At 36.8% G+C, this 25,698-nt stretch carries 25 protein-coding genes; all 25 read left to right on the forward strand.

What is annotated here, in order from left to right:
- Positions 1-96: 96 nt before the first annotated feature.
- The 25 genes from CZ490_RS04265 to CZ490_RS04380 all read left to right on the forward strand — a co-directional run bounded on the left by CZ490_RS04265 (position 97) and on the right by CZ490_RS04380 (position 25,617).
- On the forward strand, positions 97-975 hold the full coding sequence (locus CZ490_RS04265) for a 2-dehydropantoate 2-reductase (RefSeq protein WP_077617723.1): 879 nt from the start codon (positions 97-99) through the stop codon (positions 973-975).
- A complete protein-coding gene (locus CZ490_RS04270; RefSeq protein WP_077617724.1) occupies positions 972-1,364 on the forward strand; it encodes a DUF3397 domain-containing protein in 393 nt (130 codons plus the stop codon). Before CZ490_RS04265 ends, CZ490_RS04270 begins: the two co-directional genes overlap by 4 nt.
- A gap of 94 nt (positions 1,365-1,458) precedes the next feature.
- Positions 1,459-3,084 (forward strand): bacillithiol biosynthesis cysteine-adding enzyme BshC, encoded by a 1,626-nt coding sequence (gene bshC, locus CZ490_RS04275; protein ID WP_077617725.1) that lies wholly within the window; start codon positions 1,459-1,461, stop codon positions 3,082-3,084.
- A gap of 128 nt (positions 3,085-3,212) precedes the next feature.
- Positions 3,213-3,644: a division/cell wall cluster transcriptional repressor MraZ gene (gene mraZ / locus CZ490_RS04280; protein WP_077617726.1), complete on the forward strand. Its 432-nt coding sequence runs from the start codon at positions 3,213-3,215 to the stop codon at positions 3,642-3,644.
- A 56-nt stretch (positions 3,645-3,700) separates the two neighbouring features.
- Positions 3,701-4,633, forward strand: coding sequence for a 16S rRNA (cytosine(1402)-N(4))-methyltransferase RsmH (gene rsmH, locus CZ490_RS04285; protein WP_077617727.1), 933 nt, complete (start codon positions 3,701-3,703; stop codon positions 4,631-4,633).
- A 53-nt stretch (positions 4,634-4,686) separates the two neighbouring features.
- The gene (gene ftsL / locus CZ490_RS04290) at positions 4,687-5,049 is read left to right on the forward strand and encodes a cell division protein FtsL (protein ID WP_077617728.1); all 363 of its coding nucleotides are present in this window, start codon (positions 4,687-4,689) and stop codon (positions 5,047-5,049) included.
- Between the two features lie 2 nt (positions 5,050-5,051).
- Positions 5,052-7,259 (forward strand): penicillin-binding protein, encoded by a 2,208-nt coding sequence (locus CZ490_RS04295; protein ID WP_077617729.1) that lies wholly within the window; start codon positions 5,052-5,054, stop codon positions 7,257-7,259.
- 130 nt (positions 7,260-7,389) lie between these two features.
- Positions 7,390-9,321, forward strand: a complete 1,932-nt coding sequence (locus CZ490_RS04300) for a stage V sporulation protein D (protein WP_077617730.1) — start codon at positions 7,390-7,392, stop codon at positions 9,319-9,321.
- A gap of 218 nt (positions 9,322-9,539) precedes the next feature.
- Positions 9,540-11,003 (forward strand): UDP-N-acetylmuramoyl-L-alanyl-D-glutamate--2,6-diaminopimelate ligase, encoded by a 1,464-nt coding sequence (locus CZ490_RS04305; protein ID WP_077620940.1) that lies wholly within the window; start codon positions 9,540-9,542, stop codon positions 11,001-11,003.
- Between the two features lie 9 nt (positions 11,004-11,012).
- The gene (locus CZ490_RS22270; RefSeq protein WP_159439908.1) at positions 11,013-11,183 is read left to right on the forward strand and encodes a hypothetical protein; all 171 of its coding nucleotides are present in this window, start codon (positions 11,013-11,015) and stop codon (positions 11,181-11,183) included.
- Entirely contained in the window at positions 11,180-12,154 is a 975-nt protein-coding gene (mraY, locus tag CZ490_RS04310; protein WP_077617731.1) for a phospho-N-acetylmuramoyl-pentapeptide-transferase, read from the forward strand. Before CZ490_RS22270 ends, mraY begins: the two co-directional genes overlap by 4 nt.
- Positions 12,155-13,507, forward strand: coding sequence for a UDP-N-acetylmuramoyl-L-alanine--D-glutamate ligase (murD, locus tag CZ490_RS04315; protein WP_077617732.1), 1,353 nt, complete (start codon positions 12,155-12,157; stop codon positions 13,505-13,507).
- A 48-nt stretch (positions 13,508-13,555) separates the two neighbouring features.
- Entirely contained in the window at positions 13,556-14,656 is a 1,101-nt protein-coding gene (gene spoVE / locus CZ490_RS04320) for a stage V sporulation protein E (protein WP_077620941.1), read from the forward strand.
- Between the two features lie 102 nt (positions 14,657-14,758).
- On the forward strand, positions 14,759-15,847 hold the full coding sequence (gene murG, locus CZ490_RS04325; protein ID WP_077617733.1) for an undecaprenyldiphospho-muramoylpentapeptide beta-N-acetylglucosaminyltransferase: 1,089 nt from the start codon (positions 14,759-14,761) through the stop codon (positions 15,845-15,847).
- Between the two features lie 81 nt (positions 15,848-15,928).
- Complete coding sequence (gene murB, locus CZ490_RS04330) at positions 15,929-16,837, forward strand: UDP-N-acetylmuramate dehydrogenase (RefSeq protein ID WP_077617734.1); 909 nt, start codon at positions 15,929-15,931, stop codon at positions 16,835-16,837.
- A 216-nt stretch (positions 16,838-17,053) separates the two neighbouring features.
- Positions 17,054-17,857, forward strand: coding sequence for a cell division protein FtsQ/DivIB (locus tag CZ490_RS04335; protein WP_077617735.1), 804 nt, complete (start codon positions 17,054-17,056; stop codon positions 17,855-17,857).
- Positions 17,841-18,548 (forward strand): DUF881 domain-containing protein, encoded by a 708-nt coding sequence (locus tag CZ490_RS04340; RefSeq protein WP_200801545.1) that lies wholly within the window; start codon positions 17,841-17,843, stop codon positions 18,546-18,548. The genes CZ490_RS04335 and CZ490_RS04340 overlap by 17 nt, the downstream gene beginning before the upstream one ends.
- Before the next feature lie 39 nt (positions 18,549-18,587).
- A complete protein-coding gene (locus CZ490_RS04345; RefSeq protein WP_077617736.1) occupies positions 18,588-19,298 on the forward strand; it encodes a DUF881 domain-containing protein in 711 nt (236 codons plus the stop codon).
- Positions 19,299-19,316: 18 nt separating this feature from the next.
- Positions 19,317-19,679, forward strand: coding sequence for a small basic family protein (locus tag CZ490_RS04350; RefSeq protein ID WP_077617737.1), 363 nt, complete (start codon positions 19,317-19,319; stop codon positions 19,677-19,679).
- A gap of 131 nt (positions 19,680-19,810) precedes the next feature.
- The gene (ftsA, locus tag CZ490_RS04355) at positions 19,811-21,103 is read left to right on the forward strand and encodes a cell division protein FtsA (protein ID WP_077617738.1); all 1,293 of its coding nucleotides are present in this window, start codon (positions 19,811-19,813) and stop codon (positions 21,101-21,103) included.
- Positions 21,104-21,150: 47 nt separating this feature from the next.
- A complete protein-coding gene (gene ftsZ / locus CZ490_RS04360; RefSeq protein ID WP_077617739.1) occupies positions 21,151-22,305 on the forward strand; it encodes a cell division protein FtsZ in 1,155 nt (384 codons plus the stop codon).
- A gap of 271 nt (positions 22,306-22,576) precedes the next feature.
- Positions 22,577-23,503 (forward strand): sigma-E processing peptidase SpoIIGA, encoded by a 927-nt coding sequence (gene spoIIGA, locus CZ490_RS04365; RefSeq protein WP_077617740.1) that lies wholly within the window; start codon positions 22,577-22,579, stop codon positions 23,501-23,503.
- A 74-nt stretch (positions 23,504-23,577) separates the two neighbouring features.
- Complete coding sequence (gene sigE, locus CZ490_RS04370) at positions 23,578-24,297, forward strand: RNA polymerase sporulation sigma factor SigE (RefSeq protein ID WP_077617741.1); 720 nt, start codon at positions 23,578-23,580, stop codon at positions 24,295-24,297.
- A gap of 104 nt (positions 24,298-24,401) precedes the next feature.
- Positions 24,402-25,223, forward strand: a complete 822-nt coding sequence (gene sigG, locus CZ490_RS04375; RefSeq protein ID WP_472924291.1) for an RNA polymerase sporulation sigma factor SigG — start codon at positions 24,402-24,404, stop codon at positions 25,221-25,223.
- A 148-nt stretch (positions 25,224-25,371) separates the two neighbouring features.
- A complete protein-coding gene (locus tag CZ490_RS04380; RefSeq protein ID WP_077617743.1) occupies positions 25,372-25,617 on the forward strand; it encodes a YlmC/YmxH family sporulation protein in 246 nt (81 codons plus the stop codon).
- The last annotated feature ends 81 nt before the right edge of the window (positions 25,618-25,698 follow it).

The following is a 25,698-nucleotide window of genomic DNA, read 5'->3' on the forward strand; positions in this document are numbered from 1 at the left end:
TTTGCACTTATTATGCCCCTTTTTCCTGCCCTATACTAGTCATAATGTAGGACTTTTTGGTAATATGAAAGTAGCTTGAACTATGGAGATGGAACTATGAAAATTGGAATTATTGGTGGAGGCTCTATTGGTTTGCTTTTTGCGGGATATCTAGCAGCTCACCATCAAGTAACCGTATACACAAGAACAGACCATCAGGCCTATGAAATTAATCAAAATGGTGTGACGATTGTTAAACAAAATAAGTCTATCACATATTCAGTTACAGCTAAGACAAGTACAGCAAGTGTACACCAGGATGATTTACTATTTATAGCGGTAAAACAGTACATGTTAAATAGCCTTCTTACAGAAGTTCGAAATTTAGAAAACGTGCAGTCTATATGTTTTTTACAAAACGGTATGTCTCACATTGAATTAATTAAGAAACTAAAGAACAAAAATATCCTCCTGGGCGTTGTCGAACATGGTGCATTAAAGATAAATGACACCACTGTCATACACACAGGTATCGGCCGAACGAAGTTAGGTATTTTTGATGGAATTGAACCTGAATTAGGCACAAGAATGAATGATTTTCTAATTGAAGTTCATGAAAATTGGTACGAAATACTGACTACTAAGCTTATAGCCAATGCTGTGATTAATCCTCTAACCGCCCTCTACGGTGTGGAAAATGGGGAGTTGCTCAAGAACAGTTACTTTTATAAGCAAATGAAGACCCTATTTGATGAAATTGTTTCTGTAGTACCTTCAAGTGAAGGAATGTGGGAACTAGTGACTACGATATGTAAAAATACAGAGAAAAATAAATCTTCAATGCTACGTGATATAGAGGAGGGAAGACAAACAGAAATTGATTCCATTTTAGGTTATGTAATAAATGAAGCAAGAAAAATAAAAAAGGAAGTAGCAATTACACAATTTCTTTATGATTCTATAAAAGGAATGGAAATAAAGGGGGATAAGGGATGATCAATTTTTTTGCAGGACTATTAGCAACATTTATTACAATTCCACTGCTTGGATTTATCGTAGTTTACTTGATTAGTAGAGTAATAATGAAAAATAAGAAGAAATCTTTTTTTCTTACAGTTGATATCACAACCTTATTTTTTCTCATTGCAGTCCATTATCTCCTGCTTGTGATTATTGGGAAAAGTTTACTTTGGCTCATTGTCTTTATCCTATTGCTTTCAATTTTGTTTATGGGATACATAACGTGGAGGAAGAGCCATGAAATTGAAACCATTAAGGTCTTAAGAAAATCTTGGCGTTTCGTTTTCCTTGCATCGACTATCGCCTATTTTCTATTGATGCTAGTCGGGATTATTCAACGAATTTTTAGTACAACCTTAAATTAATCTGCGCTTATGAGCGAATGTTTTTTGTTTCGATTAAAAGCGTGCTATACTCTTCTAAGATACATACTGGATAAGAAAGGAAGTACATAAGTTTATGGAGGTATTGGATCTCTCTCTGCCATCTTCAAATCGTTTAGTAGGCGACTATCTTTCAAATAAAATGGATATTGAGAAATTTTTTGATTATGATATACACTCACCTCTTGTATATGAGGTGAGAAGAAAAGAATTAGAAAAAAGAAAATTTGATCGGGAAAAACTTGTAGAGCATTTGCTTTCATATAATAAAAGACTAAATTACCATACACATACGATTGAAAACATAAATAGGCTTACAAATCCAAAAAGTGTTGTGGTGATAGGTGGACAGCAAGCGGGTGTATTGTCTGGGCCGTTATATACGATACATAAAATCGTTTCAATTATTAAGCTTGCGAAGGAACAAGAGGAAAAATTAAATATTCCAGTCATTCCAGTGTTTTGGATTGCTGGGGAGGACCATGACTTTGCCGAAATCAACCACCTATATGTGAATTTGAAAAATGGTATTCGAAAAAGAGCAGTGCCACACTATCACACTCGCAAAACGATGGTTTCATCTCTAGAGATTGAAAAAGATGGTCTAATCGAATGGATTGAAGAAATTTTTGAAACATACGGTGAAACGAATCATACAAAAGGACTCATTGAACGTCTTACTGAATATGTAGAAAAATCAACAACTTATGTAGACTTTTTTGTCCAAATTATAAATGAGTTATTTGGTTGGTCAGGATTAGTCCTTGTGGATTCGGGTTCAAAAGATTTTAGAACCATTCAATCACACCATTTTAGACAAATGGTGGAAAAAAATAGAGAGATACACGATGCGTTGTTGCTTCAGCAAGAGGAACTGTCAACTCACAGATATTCGAAAACAATTAACATGAACGAGTCAAGTGCTAACCTTTTTTATACTCAAAATGGTGAACGTATTTTACTTGAGTATAATGTGGAGCATGATGTTTTCAGTGGGAAAAATAATGAGTGTATTCTGTGTGGTGATGAGTTACTTGAAATTTCGGACAATCAACCTGAGCTTTTAAGTAACAATGTCGTTACACGTCCGGTTATGCAAGAGTTCATCTTTCCAACACTAGCTTTTATTTCTGGTCCGGGAGAGGTTTCATACTGGGCAGAGCTTAAAAAAGTATTTGCCGTAATGGGAATGAAGATGCCACCTGTTCTACCACGTTTAATGATGACGTTTGTAGAACGAGCAATTGAGTCTAGTATCGAAGAAGTCGGGTTAACGATTCCGGCAACGCTTTCTGGGGAGATTTTTAAAGCCAAAGAGACATGGTTAGAAAATGAAACGGCAGATGTAGAAGGTTTGATATCAGGAGCAAAAAGAGAAGTAGAACAGATTCACAGTAAGATTCGTAAAGTTGGACTTGAAATTGATTCCGGTTTAGCTGATCTGCTACTAAAAAATGCTCAAAATATACAAGCGCAATTTGATTTCTTAAAAAATACATTGAATCGCAGTACATTAAAACAAAATGAAATCGTATTAAATCGTTTTAATCGTATTGAAACGTCACTTCTACCACTTGGCTCCCCACAAGAAAGGGTTTGGAACGTTTATTATTATTTAAATAAATATGGAGACGACTTTATAAAAGATTTAGTAAAGCTTCCGTATGAATTTAACGGAAAACATAAGGTTATTAAGCTCTAAAACACTATAAATTTGTTGAAAATCCTCGGAAATCCGGGGATTTTTTCTATTTGTAAAATTTTATAAATTTGGGTGGTGGAAAGTGGGGGATTGTGGTACTATAATTACAGAAAGTGGGGACGATGGATATGTTCATGGGAGAATACCATCATACTGTTGATACAAAAGGCCGAATGATAATACCTGCTAAGTTTAGGGAAAACCTTGGTGAAAGCTTCGTATTAACAAGAGGTTTAGATCAATGTTTATTCGGTTACCCACAATCTGAATGGAAAATTCTTGAAGAGAAATTGAAAACACTCCCACTTACTAAAAAAGATGCTCGGGCATTCACACGATTTTTCTTTTCAGGTGCTGTTGAATGTGAACTCGATAAACAAGGAAGAGTGAATATTGCATCACCATTGGTCTCGTATGCAGGACTTGAGAAGGAATGTGTGGTTCTAGGTGTATCAAACCGTATAGAAATTTGGAGTAAGGAAAAATGGGAAGAATATTTCGCTGCTTCTGAAGAATCTTTTTCTGATATAGCTGAAAATATGATCGGTTTTGATATATAATTATCTCTTGTGAAATAATAAGGTAAAAAACACAGTTCATTATAAGAGGTGCTAACATGTTCGAACACAAAACCGTTTTATTAGAAGAGGCTGTTGATGGATTAAGGATTAATCCAGATGGTATATACGTTGATTGCACACTTGGTGGAGCAGGACATAGTTCTTACATAGCTTCAAAATTGTCAAACAAAGGCAAGTTATATGCATTTGATCAAGACGATATTGCAATTCAAAATGCTACGGACAAGCTTGCTAAATATGGTGATATTGTTACCATTGTTAAAAGTAATTTTTCGAACCTAACTGAAGAATTACTTAAACACGGCGTAACAGCTGTTGATGGCATCCTATTCGATTTAGGGGTATCATCACCACAACTTGATACACCCGAAAGAGGATTTAGTTATCACCACGATGCTCCACTAGATATGAGAATGGACCAGGAGGCATCGTTATCAGCTTATGAGATTGTTAATAATTGGTCATATGAGCAAATGGTGCGTATCTTTTTTCAATACGGTGAAGAAAAATTTTCGAAACAAATTGCTAGAAAAATAGAAGCGGCAAGAGATAAGAAGCCGATTGAAACAACTGGAGAATTGGTTGAATTGATAAAAGAGGGGATTCCTGCTGCAGCTAGAAGAACTGGAGGACATCCAGCAAAAAGGATCTTCCAAGCAATCCGAATTGCGGTTAATGATGAACTAAAAGTATTTGAGGATGCTATTCATCAATCAATAGCACTCCTAAATACAGGAGGTCGTGTGAGTGTTATAACCTTCCACTCACTAGAGGATAGGATTTGTAAAGTAGCCTTTAAAAAGGCTAGTGAAGGACCACCTCTACCACCAGGAATTCCTATAATTCCAGACGAATACAAACCAACATTAAAACTTATTACAAGAAAACCGATAATACCTACAGAAGAAGAATTAGAGACAAATAATAGAGCGCGTTCTGCAAAGCTACGGATAGCTGAGAAATTATAAAAGATATTAATGAGATTTTGAAAAAATAGGGAAGATACTCAAGGAGGGATATGATGGGTAATTTAGCTTACAAAGTAAGACAAACAGAAAACTACCAACCAAATCAGACACCAACAACAAGACCAAATAGAAAACAAAAATTTCGATTTACGTTAGGTGAAAAGCTATTAGGGATTCTTTTCTCAGTAGCTGTGATATTCTGCGCGATTCATATCATATCTAACCAAGTGTCGATCTATCATACAAATATTGAAATTCAGCAAATCGAATCATCAATAAGTCAGCAAACCAAAACAAATAATGACCTTTATGTACAAGTTCAAGAATTAAGTGAATATGAGCGTTTATGGGAAAAGGCAAGAGAACTTGGACTTGTCTTAAATAAGAATAACGTGAAGGTTGTTCAAGGTAACTAATGATGAAGATGAAGGTTAAAAATAATAACATAAACAGAGGAGCAGCATTTATTAGCTTAATATTTGCTTTGCTCTTTTTTATATTGATGGCTAGATTTCTATATATTCAAGGTACAGGTGAGGTTGATGGTGTCGTATTAGCCGCTTTAGCAGAAGAAAAATATACGAAACAAAGAGTAATTGAGGCTCAGCGTGGGAACATCTATGACCGGAATGGAAATCCAATTGCAGAAGATACATCTTCCTATACGGTTGTTGCCATTCTTGATGAAGAATTAACAGTAAACGAGGATGAGCCGAAACACGTTGTTGATCCACAAGAAACATCTCGAAAGCTTGCACCGCTACTTAAGATGGATGAAAATGACATGTACAAAATTTTAACAAAGCCTGAGAAAAAACAGGTAGAATTTGGTACGTACGGTAGTGATATCAGTACTTCCTTGAAGCAAGAGATTGAGGCGCTTGAGTTACCTGGTATTGCGTTTAGAAGAGAATTAAAACGGTACTATCCAAACGGAACGTTTGCTTCACATCTTATTGGTTATGCACAAAAGGTGACTGATGAAAAAACAAAAACGACGGATACAATTGGAATGCTTGGGATTGAAAAGAGCCTAGATAAATATCTTCATGAGGAAGATGGTTATATGAAATTTCAAAGCGATACAAAAGGGTATAAACTTCCAGATGCCAAGGAACAGATTGTCCCTCCAGATAATGGAAGTGATGTGTATCTGACGATTGACCAAACGATTCAGACTTTTCTAGAGGATGCTATGAATACGGCAGTTAAGGAGTATGAGCCTAAAAAAGTAATAGGTGTTGTTGCTAATCCCAAAACAGGGGAGATATTAGCAATGTCAACTAGACCGAGCTTTGATCCAAATGTTAGAAATATCGAAAATTATCTGAATGATGTCATTTCCTATCCTTTTGAACCAGGTTCTACAATGAAAATCTTTACATTGGCAGCAGCGATTGAAGAGGGTGTTTATAACGGAGATGCAACCTTCCAATCGGGTAGCTATAGTGTTAGTGGTGGAAGAATTCATGACCACAATAGATCAGGTTGGGGGGCAATTACATTTGATGAAGGTGTACTAAAATCATCAAATGTATCATTTGCAATAATGGCCAATGAACTTTTAGGTTCTGAAAAGTTATTAGAGTATATTGGAAGATTTGGTCTGGATAAGCCTACTGGAATAGATCTAGAAGGAGAAGTCGAAAACAAAATAAACTATAAATATGAGATTGATAGGGTTGCAACAGCCTTTGGACAAGCATCCTCTGTCACACCTATTCAACAGATACAAGCCGCAACTGCAATTGCTAATGGTGGTAAGATGATGAAGCCGTATGTTGTAGATAAAATTGTGGACACTGATAACGAGAAAACGTTGGTTGATCATAAACCACAAGTGGCTGGTGAACCAATATCTGCAGAAACGGCTAAGCGTGTCTTAGGTTTGCTTGGTAGGGTCGTAACAGAAGGAACCGGTAGGAATTATAATCTAGAGGGATATCAAGTAGCAGGGAAGACAGGTACTGCTGAAATACCTAGTCCTCAAGGTGGTTACTTAACTGGAAAAGGAAATTACACATATTCCTTCCTAGGGATGGCTCCATTGGATGATCCACAGTTGGTTATTTACGTTGCTGTACAGCAACCTAAGCTTAAAGTAACAGATGCTGGGAATGAACCTGTTGCGATGGTATTCAACCATGTGATGAAGAATAGCCTGCAGTATTTAAATATTCAGCCGATTGAACGTGATGCAGATAAAGATGAACATGTTGATAAAGAAATTGAAGTAGCTTCCTATGTAGGTAAACCGGCTGAAGAGGCAAATAGATTGATTGAAAAGGTAAACCTAAGAGCAACTATCATCGGAAATGGAAAGAATATTAGTGATCAGATTCCAAAACAAGGGGAAAAAATTCTACCAAATGAGCAGATACTGTTGCTGACTGATAAAGAAGCGAACTTACCAGATATACTGGGTTGGTCTCTTAGGGATGTAATGAGGCTCGCCGATTTAACGGGTATTGACGTTTCGCATAGTGGTAATGGATATGTTGTAGAACAAAGTCTAGCAGCCGGATCTATTTTAAAAAGTGGTGATAAATTAACCGTAAAATTAGAACCACCTAATACACTCAAGGAAGAGCCGGTTGAGGAAGAAAAAGAAGAGCAAGAAGAGTAAAAGGAACTGAATTTTTCAGTTCCTTTTTTTATAAATAAAGATCCTGTCACATGTCCTGTTCTATTCATTCGTGTACAAGCATATAGTTAGACGAGCCTTGGATTTTACGTTTTATAGGAGGTACAACCATATGCGGGTCTCGAATGTAACTGTACGAAGAAGATTATCACTAGTACTATTTATTGGCTTTTTGTTATTTTTGATTATTGATGTTCGGTTAGGTTATGTCCAATTTTTTGTAGGGAATAAACTAACCGCACTTGCGAAGGATTCGTGGAGTAGGGATATCCCATTTGAACCGGAACGAGGGAAGATTCTGGATCGAAATGACGTTGTTCTAGCTACCAATCAAAGTGCACCAACTGTTTTAGTTGTCCCTCGCCAGATAGAGAATCCTGCGGAAGCCGCAGAAAAATTGGCTGCTGTCTTAAATATGTCAAAAGAAAAAGCATATAAAAAAATAACCCAAAATGAATCAAAAGTCTACATTAATCCAGAAGGTAGAAAAATCTCTCACGAAAAAGCAAATGAAGTTCGAGCACTCGGTATAAAAGGGATTTATATTGCAGAGGATTCCAAACGACATTACCCATTTGGCAGCTATCTTTCTCATGTTTTAGGTTTTGCAGGGATTGATAACCAAGGATTAACAGGACTAGAGAAAAACTACGATGAGGAATTAAAAGGAGAAAAAGGTAGTGTCCAGTTCTATTCAGATGCAAAAGGTAGAAGGATGCCAGATATTGCAGATGACTATACACCGCCAAAGGACGGCCTTGACTTAAGACTTACGATTGATACGAGAATTCAAAACCTTATTGAACGTGAACTTGATAATGCTGAAGCTCAATATAACCCAGATGGGATCATTGCTATAGCAATGGATCCGAATAATGGTGAAATATTAGGGATGTCGTCGAGACCAGATTTTGATCCGGCAAATTTCCGAAATGTTCCTCAAGAGGTATACAATCGTAATCTTCCTGTATGGAGTACGTATGAACCAGGATCAACCTTTAAGATTATTACACTTGCGGCTTCATTAGAAGAGGGAAAAGTAGATTTAGAAAAAGACCATTTTACGGATCCAGGTTTTGTTAAGGTTGGTGGGGCTACGCTTAAATGTTGGAAGAGGGGTGGACATGGACATCAGACCTTTTTAGAGGTCGTACAAAATTCATGTAACCCTGGTTTCGTGGAGCTAGGTACTAGACTAGGAAAAGATACATTATTTAATTATATTAAGGATTTTGGATTCGGGCAGAAAACCGGGATTGATCTTCAGGGGGAAGGGACTGGTATTCTATTTAAACCCGAGAATGTTGGACCAGTAGAATTAGCTACGACGGCATTTGGTCAAGGGGTGGCAGTAACCCCAATCCAACAAGTTACAGCTGTTGCTGCTGCGATAAATGGAGGAACCTTATACCAACCGTATGTTGCAAAAGAGTGGGTAGACCCTATCTCTGGGAAGGTTGTTAAACGGAATGAGCCAGAGGCAAAACGTAATGTTATCTCTGAGGAAACATCTGAAAAAGTACGATATGCACTAGAAAATGTTGTTGCGAAAGGATCTGGTGGTGGGGCTTATGTAGATGGTTATCGTGTAGGTGGTAAAACAGGAACTGCTCAAAAATCCAAAAAGGGTGGGGGCTACCTGCAAAATAACCATATCGTGTCCTTTATCGGTTTTGCACCTGCAGATGATCCGCAAATAGTTGTATACATTGCAGTCGATAATCCGAAGGGTACTGTGCAATTCGGTGGAGTTGTTGCAGCCCCAATAGTCGGGAACATAATGCGTGAAAGCCTACCGTTACTAGGTATTGAAAAGCGTGAGAATCAAATTGAAAAAGAAATTAAGCTTTGGACAGATAAAAAATATCTTGAGGTTCCGGATGTAGTTGGATTAACCAAACAAGAACTGCAACAGCAATTGATGAATATAAAATTGGATATCAGTGGAGAAGGAAATGTTGTTGTTGACCAGGCTCCGAATGCTGGTGAACGAGTACAGGAGGGAACGACATTACGTATCCATCTTGGGGAAGCCTCAGATTAATCAAATTAAAGTAATTAGTAAGAGAAGCCAAAGGATTTCCCTTTAGGCTTCTTTTTTCTATAAAAAGGAATACCTTTAATATAGAGGAATAAAATTTTTTAAGGTGTCCTTTATAGGACTGATTTTATAGGGTACTAGAATTTAATTATTACTTGTTGTGCATACAAATTATTGCGTAATCTGAGTAAATCTTTCGAGGGGAATTGGTAAAAATCATGATGAGATTACAAAAACTACTAGCTAACTTGCATGATTTTACGGAAAAAGGTAATGCCAACCCTTTTGTCACTTCTCTTGAAATGGACTCAAGGGAGGTTGAAAAAGGAAGTCTATTCTTTTGTATAGAAGGAAGTACGTATGATGGCCATTTATTCGCTAGTGATGCAGTGGCAAAAGGTGCTGTTGCAGTTATAGTGGAAAAAGATGTAGAGATATCCGGTCCGGTAATTAAGGTGAAAAATACGAGAAGAGCAATGGCAGTATTAGCAGATGCTTTTTACGGGCATCCCACCCATCAACTTCATTTAATTGGTGTAACTGGTACTAACGGGAAAACCTCAATAAGTCATATCATTGAAGAAATTTTTAAAGAGGCTGGGGAAAAAACAGGTTTGATCGGAACGATGTATACAAAGATTGGTGATAAAACCATTGAAACGAAGAATACTACACCTGAATCCGTGATGCTGCAAAAGTATTTTTATCAAATGAAAAAAGAAAGGGTAAAGACGGTTGTAATGGAGGTCTCATCTCATGCCATAGATATAGGAAGAGTTCATGGATGTGATTTTAATATAGCTGTTTTTTCAAATTTAACGCAGGACCATTTGGATTATCATCAAACAATTAATGAATATCGTAGGGTAAAAGGGTTATTATTTGCTAGCCTAGGAAATCGATTTGATGGAGATAAACCGAAATTTGCTGTATTAAATAATGATGACCCTGCTTCAGAAGAGTATGGAAGGTCTACATCAGCAACTATTATTACATATGGTATTCAACAAGAGGCTGATGTAATGGCTTCAAACATTCGTATGACAGCCTCAGGTACGGAATTTGATTTAATCACCCCTTTTGGATCCTACGGAGTGAAAATGAAATTAATTGGTCTTTTTAGTGTGTATAATGTATTAGCAGCAATCGCAACGAGTATCATATCCAGGATATCAATTACAACCATTATATCTGCAGTTGAAAAGATAAAAGGTGTTCCAGGACGGTTTGAAATTGTAAACAAAGGTCAAAATTTTTCAGTAATAGTGGATTATGCGCATACTCCTGATAGTTTGGAAAATGTGTTAAAGACAGTAAAACAGTTTTCAAAGGGAAAGATATTTGTCGTTATTGGCTGTGGTGGGGATAGAGACCGTTCAAAACGTCCAATTATGGCAAGTATTGCTACCAAGTTGGCGGATGTACCTATTTTCACATCAGATAATCCTCGTTCGGAGGACCCTTTTCATATTTTAAAGGAGATGGAAGCAGGGGTTGAGGGGAATTCATATATTTCAATCGCAGATCGTGAAAAAGCAATATATTATGCTATTTCAAATGCGGCAGATAATGATATAATAGTCATTGCTGGCAAGGGGCATGAAACCTATCAAATCATTGGGAACAAAATATATACGTTTGACGACCGCCTTGTTGCAGCCCGTGCAATTAAGGAGTTGACCTAAGTACTAATCATGGAACTATATTTAAAAAAAATCGAAGAAAATGGGTATGATACGATGAAAAAATTAAGATTATTTACAACTAGGAAAGAAGAAATAAGACAGAACAACGTAACAGTACACAAAATGAAGGATCTAATAAACACATCCACGCTAATTGAGGAAGGGAGGGGACAAGGATGATTGAAGAGGTGGTTCTATATTCAATTGCAATAGGATTTATCATTAGCGTCATTCTCTCCCCAATTTTTATCCCTTTCTTACGTAGATTAAAATTTGGACAAAGTATACGTGAGGAAGGACCGAAATCCCATCAAAAAAAATCAGGAACACCAACGATGGGTGGAATAATTATCTTGGTTTCGATCTTGCTAACGACGATTCTGGTGTCGAATCGTTTTGAGGAACTTTCGGTCACTACATATTTACTCTTATTTGTTACATTGGGATATGGGGTATTGGGCTTTTTAGATGATTTTATTAAGGTTGTACTAAAGAGAAACCTTGGTTTAACCTCTCTACAAAAATTAATAGGTCAAATCGTTATTGCCATTATTTTTTATTTTGTTTTTAAACAAAACGATTTTTCAACGGCTATCTCTATTCCGGGGACTGATATAGAGTTCGATTTAGGACTTATTTATATCCTACTCTTAATTGTATGGTTAGTCGGGTTCTCCAATGCAGTCAATTTGACAGATGGACTAGATGGATTAGTATCTGGTACAGCTGCAATCGCATTTGGAGCATTTGCAGTTTTAGCATGGAATCAAGCGCAATATGATGTTGCTATCTTCTGTGTGGCTGTGGTTGGAGCTGTTTTGGGATTCCTTGTATTCAATGCCAACCCAGCAAAAGTCTTTATGGGTGATACGGGCTCACTTGCTCTTGGAGGGGCTATTGCAACGGTTGCAATTATGTTAAAACTTGAAATTTTACTCTTATTAATTGGTGGGGTTTTTGTTATTGAAACATTGTCTGTTATTATCCAAGTTATCTCATTTAAAACGACCGGCAGACGTGTATTTAGAATGAGTCCTTTGCATCATCATTATGAATTGGTGGGATGGTCCGAATGGCGCGTTGTAGTGACGTTTTGGACTGTAGGACTATTATGTGCGATTCTTGGAATCTATATCGAGGTGTGGGTTTAATTGAAAAACATTAAAGAATTTACAAATAAGGATATATTAATACTTGGCCTAGCAAAAAGCGGTTTTGCTGCTGCAAAGGTTCTTCACAAAATGGGGGCGATTATTACAGTCAATGATCAAAAGCCATATGAAGAAAATGATGCAGCACAAGAGTTAGAGAAAATGGGGATAAAAGTCGTATGTGGAGGTCATCCAATTGAGATGTTGGATGATCATTTTGACTTTATAATTAAAAACCCAGGGATTCCATATACCAATCCACTTCTTGTGAAGGCTAATGAAAAAGAAATCCCAATCTTAACGGAAGTGGAGGTTGCTTACCATATTTCACCTGCAGATTTTATTGGAATCACAGGATCAAATGGTAAGACGACCACGACAACATTGATTTTTGACATGTTAAATAGGGGGGCAAAGGCTCCTTTAATTGCTGGTAACATTGGTACAGTAGCGTGTGAAGTAGCAATGTCTGCGAAAAAGGAAAATATTATTGTGACGGAGTTGTCTTCCTTTCAATTAATGGGCATAGCCAATTTTGCTCCGAAAATAGCCGTATTATTAAATATTTTTGATGCTCATCTTGATTATCATGGAACAAAAGAAGAGTACATTAAAGCGAAGGCTAGAATCTTTGGAAACCAAACTGAAGAAGACTTTAGTGTGATTAATGTAGATGACAAAGATGTTGTAAGGGCTGCGGAAGGTTGTCGAGGGAAAAGTGTTCCTTTCTCAACTACACAACAATTACAAACGGGTGCTTATATTAAAGATCAAGCCATCTACTATAATGATGAAAAGATTATCGATATTAGCGAAATTGTCTTGCCAGGACTTCATAATCTAGAAAATATCTTGGCTGCTGTCGCAGTTGCTAAACTTGTTTCAACACCAAATCGTGCGATTGTCGATGTCTTAACTACCTTTACTGGTGTAAAGCATCGTCTCCAATATGTCACCACGATTAACAAACGAAAATTTTTTAATGATTCAAAAGCAACAAATATCCTTGCAACAAAAAAGGCGATTTCAGCTTTTGAACAACCACTTATTTTACTAGCAGGTGGGCTTGACAGAGGAAATGAATTTGATGATCTAGTAGACGAGTTAAAACGTGTCAAGGCGATGGTTCTATTTGGTCAAACTGCTAAAAAGCTTGAACGAGCAGGAAAACTTGCTGGAATAGAAATAATAAAACTCGTCGATAATGTTGAGGCAGCGGTAAAAGAAGCTTACAATCTTTCAAATGAGGGCGATGTTATTTTACTATCCCCTGCATGTGCAAGCTGGGATCAACATAAAACATTTGAAGAAAGAGGAGACATTTTTATAAACGCCGTGCATAAGCTTAAGTAAGGGCTTGGACAATCTAGAGCTCTGAATCTAGAATGTAGAGGTGTTTTGATTGTGACCCAAAGAACGACTCCCGATATTATTTTAATTATTACTACACTTACACTTTTAGCAGTAGGATTAATTATGGTGTATAGTGCCAGTGCAGTTTGGGCTACCTATAAATTTGATGATTCGTTTTTCTTTGCAAAAAGACAACTTTTATTCGCAAGTGTTGGCGTCATTGCAATGTTTTTCATTATGAATGTGGACTATTGGACATGGAGAACATGGGCAAAGGTTCTTATTATTATCTGCTTCGTTTTATTGGTTGCTGTTTTAATCCCTGGAATTGGAATGGAACGTAACGGTTCGCAAAGCTGGATTGGTGTCGGTGCATTTTCTATTCAACCATCAGAATTTATGAAATTAGCAATGATTGCATTCTTGGCCAAATACCTCTCTGAAAATCAGAAGAAAATAACCTCCTTTAAAAAAGGATTAATGCCATCATTGTCTCTAGTTTTCTTAGCTTTTGGTATGATAATGCTCCAGCCTGATTTAGGGACAGGTACGGTAATGGTAGGTACTTGTGTAGTTATGATTTATGTATCGGGTGCAAGAATTTCCCACTTTGTTGGTCTTGGTTTAATCGGTGTTGCAGGATTTGTAGCATTAATCCTATCTGCACCATATCGAATTAAGCGGATTACGTCCTTTTTAGATCCGTGGGAAGATCCATTAGGAACTGGATTTCAAATCATTCAATCCTTATATGCAATAGGTCCTGGTGGTTTATTCGGCTTAGGTTTAGGACAAAGTAGACAGAAGTTTTTCTACTTACCTGAACCACAAACAGATTTTATTTTTGCCATACTAGCAGAAGAGTTGGGATTCATTGGTGGCTCCTTTGTCATTATTTTATTTAGTATTCTACTTTGGAGAGGTGTCCGGATTGCATTAGGTGCACCAGATTTATACGGAAGTTTCCTTGGTATTGGAATAATTGGGATGATTGCTATCCAAGTTATAATCAATATTGGAGTCGTGACAGGTTTAATGCCAGTAACAGGAATAACCCTTCCATTCCTAAGTTATGGAGGGTCGTCCCTAACGTTAATGCTTATGGCAGTCGGTGTCCTCTTAAATATTAGTAGATACTCACGGTATTAACCCCAAAATAGATGAATATATGTTATACTATGAAATGATTTAACCCTGTTTATTTGAACAGGGTTAAATCAATTTATACTTCCAAATGGGAGGAACTTAACCTTGAAAATTGTTGTTAGTGGTGGGGGTACAGGAGGTCATATTTATCCTGCGCTTGCCTTAATCAAAGAAATAAAAAAACTTAACCCTTCAGCTGAATTTCTCTATATCGGCACGGAAAAAGGTTTGGAAAGTGGAATTGTAACCCGAGAAGGAATCCCGTTTAAAACGATTCATATTACAGGATTTAAACGTAGCCTCTCCTTTGAAAATATAAAAACAGTTACACGATTCCTAAAAGGTGTCCGAGATAGTAAAAAACTTATTAAAGAATTTAAACCGGATGTCGTCATTGGTACAGGTGGGTATGTTTGTGGTCCTGTCGTATATGCAGCATCTAAATTACATATCCCAACAATAATTCATGAACAAAATAGTGTACCTGGCCTGACAAACAAATTCTTAAGCCGTTATGTGAATAAGGTTGCGATTTGTTTTGAAGAGGCTAAAGCCTATTTTCCTTATGAAAAAGTGGTCCTAACGGGAAATCCCAGAGCTTCAGAAGTAATGGGTAAAGATGGAAGGGTAGGAAGAGAGTCTGTTGGACTTAATAGTTCACTGAGATCAGTGCTGTTAGTAGGTGGAAGTAGGGGAGCGAAACCACTTAATGATGCATTTCTGAATGCTTTATCTGAAGTAAAGGAAAAAGATTATCAATTTCTATATGTGACTGGTGAAGTTCATTATGAGAATGTACTTAAACAAGTAAAGGCAGTTGGAAATCCAGACAATGTTATTATAAAGCCGTTTATTCACAATATGCCAGAAGTGCTGGCTGGGGTAGACCTAGTTGTCGCACGAGCAGGTGCTACGACATTGGCTGAATTAACAGCGTTAGGACTACCAAGCATCTTGGTGCCAAGTCCATATGTAACGAACAATCACCAAGAGAAAAATGCAAGATCTCTAAGTGATAAAGGTGCGGCCATTCTTCGACTTGAAAAGGATCTAACAGGCAGTCAACTTATTAAGGACATTGATTCAATTCTTCTGAATCCAATAAAATTAGATGAAATGAAACACGCTTCCACAAAGATAGGTATGCCTGATGCAGCAGCTAGGCTATACAAGGTAATGCAAGACCTACTATAGGCAAATGTACCATAAATCAGCATGCAGCATATCATAGAAGTACTATTTATTTCAACTTAGAATGCTCTAAAGGAGGTTATTATGGACAGTATTGTAAAAGAACTGCTAGAGGAAAATGTCGGTAAGGTTATAGAAAACGAACCTTTATCTAAACATACAACCATAAAGATAGGTGGGCCGGCCGATATCTTTATCGAACCAAATAGCGTTGAATCGATAAAAAAGTCAATAGAAATAGTAAAAAAACATGGTATTGAGTGGCGAGCGATTGGAAGAGGGTCAAATCTTTTAGTTTCTGATAAAGGAATTGAAGGTGCTGTTATTAAGCTCGGTAACGGGATTAACCATTTAGAGATAGAGGGTACTACTTTAACTGTTGGTGCCGGATATTCAGTTGTCAGTCTAGCTGTTCAAATTGCTAGGAAGGGGTTATCTGGACTAGAGTTCTCTAGTGGTATTCCAGGTTCAATTGGTGGAGCTGTTTATATGAATGCCGGTGCACACGGATCTGATATTTCCAAGGTGTTAACTAAAGCTCATATTCTATTTAATGATGGCAGTATGGAATGGCTCTCAAATGAAGAAATGGAGTATTCCTATCGAACCTCAGTACTCCAAAAACAACGTCCTGGGATTGTTGTTGAAGCTACTTTTCAATTAACTGAAGGCGATAAAGCGGAAATATCCGCAGTTATGAAGAAAAATAAAGAATATCGAAGAGACACACAACCGTGGGATCTTCCGTGTGCTGGTAGTATATTCCGAAACCCACTCCCGAATTATGCGGGTCAATTAGTTGAAAAATCGGGGTTAAAAGGGTATTCCATCGGTGGGGCCAAGATTTCTGAAATGCATGGTAATTTTATTGTAAACGCCGGAAATGCAAAAGCACAAGATGTACTTGACTTAATTCAATATGTAAAGGAAAAAATATATAGTTTACACGGTGTGAAGATGGAAACGGAAGTTGAAATAATTGGTCGAATGTAGACAGTTTCTACACCCATTTCTTAGGAAAATATGATATAATACAATAACATGTATGTGTTATTTGTAAAAGATCTAAAACGGCATGTATACATGCCGTTTATTCTTTCGTTCCAGAGATTTATTTACGACTGAAAAATAAGTTAGTTTTTATTAAAAATGAACGAACATAATAAAGTTTTTTACATCTAGGGCTATCCTAGAGTGGGGTGAATAGATTTGGCGAAGCAAAAGGTTGTTACTATTGAAGACCGAATTCCGAAGTTAAAGCAAAGAAGAAAGCAAAAAGCGAATCGTCGCCTGATTATGTATATAACATTTTTCTTTTTGTTACTATCAGGGATTCTTTACTTTCAATCTCCTTTAAGTAAAATTGGCGATATCACCATTTCAGGTAATCAAAATATTTCATCCGAACAAATCAGTAACTTGAGTAAACTAAAGGTTGGGACAAGCTTTTGGAAGGTTGATAAGGATAAAGTCGCGGAAAATATTAAGGAGCATCCTGAAATAAATGAAGTAACTATTGAAAAAAAACTCCCCAATCAAATCTCAATTAATGTCAGTGAATTGAAAAGGGTAGGATATATAAGTGGTACTAATGGCTTCTTTCCGATTCTCGAGAATGGAAAGATTATTGAAAAACCGCAAACAAGTGGTTCAAAAGCCATTCCAGTTGATGCACCTATCTTGGTTAATTGGAGTACTAAAGCCTTAAAGCTCTTGTCAAAGGAGTTAAATAAGGTCCAACCATCAATTTCTAAACTAATTTCTGAAATTCATCATACTCCCACTGAATATGATCCCCTTCAGATGACGCTATATATGGTTGATGGCTATGAGGTAAAAGCAACTTTAAGAAATTTTGCCGAAAATATTAAGGCATATCCAACCATCGTTAGTGAACTAGATCCGTCTTTAAGTGGTTATATTGAACTTGATGTTGTACCTACTTTCATTCCATATGACTATGAAAGCATCAATGAGGAAGAGGAGCTGGAAACAAATGAAGGTGAAGGGTAAACATGTTATTCTTTCATTTGTATGCATAGTCCTAGGCTTTATGATTTCATTTTCGTACCAATTTACAAAACAGCAATTGGAATCAAGTCAGGTAACTGAACAACAATGGAATGAAGAAACAAGAATTCGAACCGAACTAAATGAACAAAGTGAAAAGAATAATGAACTTCAGCTTAAATTGAATGAAAAACAAAATCAAATTCAAGCATATGAAGAAGAGCTAGCGAAAGAAGAACAAGAACAAATTTATTTCAATCTTGTTGAAGAAGTAGAGAAATACCGGATGATTGTAGGAGAGATTGGCGTTAAAGGTCCAGGTGTTTCCGTTACTCTAGAAGATGCCTCCTATGTACCGTCTGGACAAGACGTTAATAATTATCTAGTTCATGAAAGTCATTTGTTCAAGGTAATTAATGAGCTTTATATTTCTGGGGCTCAGGCAGTGTCAGTTAATGGTAAAAGACTCAGTCATGATTCCTATATATACTGTAACGGTCCTGTTGTAATTGTAGATGGACAACCCTATCCTGCTCCGTTCGTGATTACTGCAATTGGAGACCCAGATGTTCTTGTTCCTGCCTTAAACATGAACGGAGGAATAACAGACCAATTGGTACAGGATAACATTGTTGTGAAAATTGAGAATAAAACTCAAATTCAAATGGACCCACTGATTAATGCAAAAAAGTAGTAAGTTGATGTTCTTTGATATAGAAGGCTGGTGGTATTATTGGACAAAAAAACAGGTATAAGTTTTACAGTGATAACGTGTATTATAGGTTTTATGGTTGCTGTCCAATACCAAACCATTAAAGAACCTGAGGTACGTGATACTCGTGATTTATGGGAATTGCGGGAGGATTTAAAACAATCCCAAGAGCTATACACAGAGCTTTTAACAAAGATATTTACATATGAAGCAAAGTTGGAGCAATATGAAAATCAACGTGATGACAGTAGAATGTTAATCCTTAAAGATACCCTTGATGAACTAAAGAAGCAGGCCGGACTCACTGAGGTGTCAGGACCTGGAATCACGATAACAATTGAGCAATCGTTCAATGAAGCAGGTGTACATACAACGACGATTTCTCCTAGTTTATTGAGATGGCTTGTGAATGAATTAAACTCTTATCAGGCGAAAGCTATTTCAATTGATGGTCACCGGGTGATTACAACAACTGTAATCCGAGAAATCCAAGGAAGACCGAAAATAGATTCGTATTCCATTAGTCCTTTACCTATTGAAATTAAAGTCATTGCTGATGATGCGGAACGATTATACAACAAATTAAAAGCATCAGAAGCAGAGCGTCAGTTCTTTATTGACAATTTACGCTTGAAAATATCTAAGCCTAGCAAAGTCGTTACAATCCCTGCATATGATGACCCAATTAGGATTACAGAAATGCAACCTAATATGGAACCAGATAAAAAGTGATAAAGGTGGAACAAAGTTATGTGGCTCCCTATTTTTGGTCTAATAGTCGGAATCATCCTCGGACTGTTATCGGAATTTAAAATTCCAGCTGAATACTCAAATTATTTATCAATTGCTGTTTTAGCCGCGCTTGATACATTATTCGGTGGTATTCGTGCACATTTACAAAATATTTATGATCAATCCGTCTTTGTTTCTGGTTTCTTTTTTAATATTTTATTGGCAACAAGTTTAGCTTTTCTAGGTGTACATCTTGGTGTAGACTTGTATTTGGTAGCCGTTTTCGCATTTGGAGTAAGACTTTTCCAAAATATTGCGGTGATCCGACGAATAATTTTATCCAAATGGAGCCTTTCTCGTGATAAAATAGAAAAAACTTGATTTTTATAAAGGGAAAACCCATATGGTTGTTGAATATTTTTCATATACAAAAATTATTATGAAAAATGTGAGAGTTGTTGTTCGAAAATGTATTTTGAAATGTGTTATTTGAATTAAGGAGGTGCCACAGAATGAACAGCAATGAAATATGTGTTAGTCTTGACATCGGTACATCCAATGTTAAGGTAATCATCGGAGAAATGGTAGATGACTCACTTAACATAATAGGTGTGGGTAATGTTAAATCAGAAGGCTTAAAAAAAGGTTCTATCGTAGACATAGATGAGACCGTTCATTCTATAAAGAAGGCAGTAGAGCAAGCAGAAAGAATGGTAGGCATTTCTATTAATCAAGTGGTTGTTTCTGTTCCTGCAATGAACGTGCAATTACAGGATGCCCATGGGGTTGTGGCAGTTTCCACTGAGTCTCGTCAAAATCGTGAGATTAGTAATGAAGATGTCTTACGTGTTATTGATGCAGCACAATTTATTTCTCTTCCACCAGAAAGGGAAATTATCGATATGATCCCAAAACAATTTATTGTGGATGGGTATGATGAAATTAGTGACCCTAGAGGTATGCTGGGCGTCAGACTAGAAGTTGAAGGTACGATTATTACTACATCACGTACAATTTTACATAACCTCCTGCGTTGTGTAGAGAAAGCAGGTCTTGATATCACAGCGATTTCTTTACAACCTCTTGCTTCAGGCTCCATTTCATTATCTGATGATGAGAAAAACCTAGGGGTTGCTCTCGTAGATATTGGCGGAGGTTCAACAACGGTTGCTCTTTACAATAATGGCTTCTTAAAGGCAACGAGTGTTCTGCCTGTTGGTGGAGACCATATTACAAAGGATTTAGCAATTGGATTGCGAACATCTACTGAAGATGCAGAGAAGATTAAAATTAAACATGGACATGCTTTCTATGATGATGCTTCTGATGAAGAAGTATTTAATGTTCCGATAATTGGTAGTGATCAACAAGAAACATTTACCCAATTACAAATTTCTGACATCATCGAAGCTAGACTAGAAGAGATTTTGCAACTAGTTCAAAAAGAAATTAAAAAAATGGGTGTAGGAGATCTTCCTGGCGGCTATGTTCTGACAGGTGGAGTAGTGAATATGCCTGGTGTATTAGAACTGTCCCATCTTGTGTTACGAAGTAATGTAAGAATTGCTAAGCCAGATTATATTGGTGTCAGAGAGCCTCAATATGCAACAGGCGTGGGGTTACTGCAGTTTGCATATGAGCAAGCAAGAATTCAAGGAAGAAAGATTAGTACGACAGTACAGGTAGAAACACCTGAAAAAAGGCCGACTAGACAGCCTCAAGCGAAAAATCAACCTAAAAACTCAAAAGAGGAACAAAATATTGGGAAAAAGGTTAAGAGATTTTTCGGTCTCTTCTTTGAATAGTTTTAGATTACAAGAGAAGTATAATTGCAAATTAGGAGGATCTTATAATGTTAGAGTTTGATACAAACGTTGATCAATTAGCTACTATAAAAGTAATAGGTGTAGGTGGCGGTGGTAATAACGCGGTAAACAGAATGATCGAGCACGGTGTACAAGGTGTCGAGTTTATCGCGGTTAATACAGACGCTCAAGCCTTAAACCTTTCAAAAGCTGAAATAAAAATGCAAATTGGTGGGAAATTAACTCGTGGTCTTGGTGCTGGAGCAAATCCCGAAGTAGGTAAGAAAGCCGCAGAAGAAAGCAGAGAACAAATTGAAGAAGCTCTTAAAGGTGCTGACATGGTATTCGTTACTGCAGGAATGGGTGGTGGAACAGGTACTGGTGCTGCCCCTGTTATTGCACAAATCTCAAAAGACTTAGGAGCGCTAACAGTAGGTGTAGTTACAAGACCTTTCACTTTTGAAGGCAGAAAACGTCAAACTCAAGCTGCTGGTGGTATTTCTGCAATGAAAGAAGCAGTAGACACATTGATTGTTATTCCAAACGACCGTCTACTTGAAATTGTTGATAAAAACACGCCAATGCTTGAAGCATTCCGTGAAGCAGATAATGTGTTACGCCAAGGTGTACAAGGTATCTCTGACTTAATCGCTGTACCAGGATTAATCAACCTTGACTTTGCTGACGTAAAAACGATTATGTCAAATAAAGGTTCTGCTCTAATGGGAATTGGTGTTGCAACAGGTGAGAATCGTGCTGCCGAAGCCGCTAAAAAAGCTATTTCAAGTCCACTGCTTGAGACTTCAATTGATGGTGCACAAGGTGTTCTTATGAATATCACAGGTGGAACGAACTTAAGCCTGTATGAAGTTCAGGAGGCAGCTGATATTGTTGCGTCTGCATCAGATCAGGAAGTTAATATGATCTTTGGTTCTGTTATCAACGAAAACTTAAAAGAGGAAATCGTTGTAACAGTTATTGCAACAGGCTTTACAGAGGCAGAAGTTAATCCGGGGCGTCCATCTCGTCCATCTGTTAGCGTGAAACCACAACCACAAGTCCAGGCTACACCTTCACCTAGAAGAGAAAGAGAAATTAAGCGTGAAGAGCCTGTTCAGGAAATGAATACACGTGGTGCTGTTCATGTTGAAGATGAAATTGATGTACCAACATTTTTACGTAATCGTAACCGAAGAGGATAGCCAATATCCTTATCTATTAAAAAGGCATTTGACAAGTAAATTGTTGAATGCTTTTTTATTATTCCCCTTTTTTAAATCCATTCTCCTTTGTTCTAAGTTAACTGACAAAATAAGAACTAATCCTTCAAAATTTCTCTTTTATTATCGGCATGAAATGACAGACTTCCATATAAGATGTACTATATACTAATTTCTAAGATTAAAAATTTAATAAAAATAGTGTTAAAGCGTATGAAAAAGTATAGTGACTATTAGTGAAAGGAGAAATAGATTGTCTATCTATATAGATGTAATCTGGTTGTTAAACTTTTTCTTTGACGCCCTATTATTACTGTTAACTGCTATGATATTAAAACGTAGGATTGTCAAATGGAGAATTTTAGTAGGTTCTTTTATTGGGTCTTTGCTCGTACTATTAGTGGTCTCTCCTTTTGCTGTGTTAGGGTCACATCCTATTACAAAGCTACTCTTTTCGATTGTGATTGTTGGAGTCGCATTTGGATATAAAAGATTTCGCTATTTTATCCAAGGACTTTTAACCTTTTATTTTGCTACTTTCATGATTGGAGGTGGGATGATAGGGGTTCATTATTTCATGGAATTTGATGTGAAAGTATTTGATGGATCTATTCTAACTAAATCTTCGGGCTATGGTAATCCAATTAGCTGGGGATTTGTATTGTTAGGTTTTCCGATTTTATGGTATTTCTCTAAAAATAGAATTGAGGATATCGAGACGAAGCAAGTATTTTATGACCAGATTGTAGCTGTAAAGATTGTGATTGATGATGTAACAATACATTTAAATGGATTAGTAGACAGTGGTAATCAATTGTTTGATCCGATTACGAAAAGCCCAGTTATGATCTTGGATATAAATAAATATGAACATTTATTCCCGAAACCGTTAATTGAACAATCAAAAAATATTGAGCTTTTAACAAATGACACAAATTCCGAATCACATAAATGGGAAAGTCGTGTAAGACTTATTCCATACCGAGGGGTTGGACAGGAGCATCAATTTTTACTAGCAGTTAAACCTGACCAGATTACAATCTATGAAGGGAATAAAGAAAATACTGTGAAAAAAGGTCTGGTGGCCATCAATCATACAACTCTGTCAACAGATGGGGAGTATGATTGTATCATTCATCCGAAAATGCTTGTTTCTGCCTCTATTCCGTCTGCATCTTAACAAGAAGTCAAACTAAATAATGCTTATAAATATCATACTCATGTTTTTTACAAATTAGAAGGGAGAACGTACCTGTGGCTAAACTAAAATTAAAGCTTACATATTGGTGGTATAAAATATTACTTAAATTAGGTCTCAAAACTGATGAGATTTATTATATCGGAGGAAGTGAAGCATTACCTCCACCTCTTTCAAAGGATGAGGAAGAAGTCCTCTTAAATAAGCTACCTAGTGGTGATAAGGCTGCGAGATCAATACTAATAGAAAGAAATCTACGACTTGTCGTTTACATCGCACGAAAGTTTGAAAATACCGGTATTAACATCGAGGATTTAATAAGCATTGGAACGATCGGACTAATCAAAGCTGTAAATACCTTTAACCCTGAAAAGAAAATTAAACTCGCAACCTACGCATCAAGATGTATTGAAAATGAGATTTTGATGTATTTGCGACGAAATAATAAAATTAGGTCGGAAGTATCCTTTGATGAACCATTAAATATCGATTGGGATGGTAATGAATTATTATTATCCGATGTGTTAGGAACAGAGGAGGATATTATCACAAAGGATTTGGAGGCAAATGTCGACCGCAAGCTTTTGGTGAAGGCATTACACCAACTTAATGATCGTGAAAAACAGATTATGGAGCTGCGATTTGGGCTCATTGGTGGAGAAGAAAAAACGCAAAAGGACGTTGCGGATATGCTTGGGATTTCCCAATCCTATATTTCAAGATTAGAAAAACGAATCATAAAACGTCTGCGTAAAGAATTCAATAAGATGGTCTGAATGGAAAATTTATTTCGGACGCAACCTGTTGATTTAACTGTTTTTTTACATTTATTCTGGAAATAGTTGTGAATTAGAAATGCATATTTTTCCCTCTAACGGAGATACTTAACTTTGTACAGCAACTCCTGTTAGGAGGGAAAGAATTGACTCGAAATAAAGTAGAAATTTGTGGTGTTGATACTTCAAAACTTCCAGTACTAAAGAATGAAGAGATGAGACAGTTATTTAGACAAATGCAAAGTGGTGATTTGTCTGCTCGCGATAAGCTCGTAAATGGAAATTTACGACTTGTTCTCAGTGTCATTCAACGTTTTAACAACAGAGGAGAATTTGTAGATGATTTATTTCAAGTCGGATGCATTGGCTTAATGAAATCAATCGATAATTTTGACCTTGGTCAGAATGTGAAATTCTCCACCTATGCGGTACCGATGATTATCGGTGAAATTCGGCGCTATTTACGAGACAACAATCCTATCAGGGTGTCACGTTCACTTCGTGACATTGCCTATAAGGCTTTGCAAGTAAGAGAGCGTTTGATGAGTGAAACATCGAGGGAACCAACTGCTGAAGAAATCTCAAAGGTTCTCGAAGTGCCACACGAGGAAATAGTATTTGCACTTGATGCCATTCAAGACCCTGTATCATTATTTGAACCTATCTATAATGATGGGGGAGATCCAATCTATGTGATGGATCAATTAAGTGATGAACGAAACCGTGATTCAAACTGGATTGAGGAAATCGCCTTAAAGGAAGGTATGAGACGATTAAACGATCGCGAAAAGTTAATCCTTCGTAAACGATTTTTTCAAGGTAAAACACAAATGGAAGTTGCTGAAGAAATCGGAATCTCTCAAGCCCAAGTATCACGTCTTGAAAAAGCTGCAATCAAACAAATGAATAAGAATATCCAAAATTAAATGGCTAAATGCCATTTATGGACAAGTTATAGCATGGATAAGTCAAATAACTAGACATTCGATATATTCGAATGTCTTTTTTATCTCATAAAAAGGAGTGAGTCAGGCATATAAATATACAATAGTAGGAATATAGGGGGCGTGGGATATGGTTAGGATTTCTGATTTTCAGGCAAAGGATGTTGTAAGTGTTGTCGATGGGAAGAGGCTTGGGAATATCGGGGACATCGATATCAACCTAACAACTGGAAAAATAGAATCGATAATTATTGGCGGTTACGGGAAGGTTTTGGGCTTATTTGGACGCGATGAAGAGATTGTCATTCCATGGAGAAATATAATAAAAGTAGGGAAGGATGTCATATTAGTAAGAACAGAGAGTCAAATCGAATAATCTTAGCTTATTTGACATTTTTGCTAACATAATCTCCTTTCTTTTGCTAAGATATGATAAAATAAGCAAAAGAAGGGCCTA

Origin of the sequence: Litchfieldia sinesaloumensis, from assembly GCF_900156865.1 — a bacterium.
Classification (GTDB): domain Bacteria; phylum Bacillota; class Bacilli; order Bacillales; family Bacillaceae_L; genus Ferdinandcohnia; species Ferdinandcohnia sinesaloumensis.

Bases quoted from the DNA above. Each gene is read 5' to 3' on its own strand.
- CZ490_RS04305 (WP_077620940.1), top strand. From the start codon at position 9,540: ATGAGATTACAAAAACTACTAGCTAACTTGCATGATTTTACGGAAAAA.
- CZ490_RS04350 (WP_077617737.1), top strand. From the start codon at position 19,317: ATGTGGCTCCCTATTTTTGGTCTAATAGTCGGAATCATCCTCGGACTG.
- CZ490_RS04295 (WP_077617729.1), top strand. From the start codon at position 5,052: ATGAAGATGAAGGTTAAAAATAATAACATAAACAGAGGAGCAGCATTT.
- CZ490_RS04300 (WP_077617730.1), top strand. From the start codon at position 7,390: ATGCGGGTCTCGAATGTAACTGTACGAAGAAGATTATCACTAGTACTA.
- bshC (WP_077617725.1), top strand. From the start codon at position 1,459: ATGGAGGTATTGGATCTCTCTCTGCCATCTTCAAATCGTTTAGTAGGC.
- rsmH (WP_077617727.1), top strand. From the start codon at position 3,701: ATGTTCGAACACAAAACCGTTTTATTAGAAGAGGCTGTTGATGGATTA.
- CZ490_RS04380 (WP_077617743.1), top strand. From the start codon at position 25,372: ATGGTTAGGATTTCTGATTTTCAGGCAAAGGATGTTGTAAGTGTTGTC.
- mraY (WP_077617731.1), top strand. From the start codon at position 11,180: ATGATTGAAGAGGTGGTTCTATATTCAATTGCAATAGGATTTATCATT.
- CZ490_RS04265 (WP_077617723.1), top strand. From the start codon at position 97: ATGAAAATTGGAATTATTGGTGGAGGCTCTATTGGTTTGCTTTTTGCG.
- CZ490_RS22270 (WP_159439908.1), top strand. From the start codon at position 11,013: ATGGAACTATATTTAAAAAAAATCGAAGAAAATGGGTATGATACGATG.
- ftsL (WP_077617728.1), top strand. From the start codon at position 4,687: ATGGGTAATTTAGCTTACAAAGTAAGACAAACAGAAAACTACCAACCA.
- ftsA (WP_077617738.1), top strand. From the start codon at position 19,811: ATGAACAGCAATGAAATATGTGTTAGTCTTGACATCGGTACATCCAAT.
- CZ490_RS04270 (WP_077617724.1), top strand. From the start codon at position 972: ATGATCAATTTTTTTGCAGGACTATTAGCAACATTTATTACAATTCCA.
- ftsZ (WP_077617739.1), top strand. From the start codon at position 21,151: ATGTTAGAGTTTGATACAAACGTTGATCAATTAGCTACTATAAAAGTA.
- murB (WP_077617734.1), top strand. From the start codon at position 15,929: ATGGACAGTATTGTAAAAGAACTGCTAGAGGAAAATGTCGGTAAGGTT.
- CZ490_RS04340 (WP_200801545.1), top strand. From the start codon at position 17,841: ATGAAGGTGAAGGGTAAACATGTTATTCTTTCATTTGTATGCATAGTC.
- mraZ (WP_077617726.1), top strand. From the start codon at position 3,213: ATGTTCATGGGAGAATACCATCATACTGTTGATACAAAAGGCCGAATG.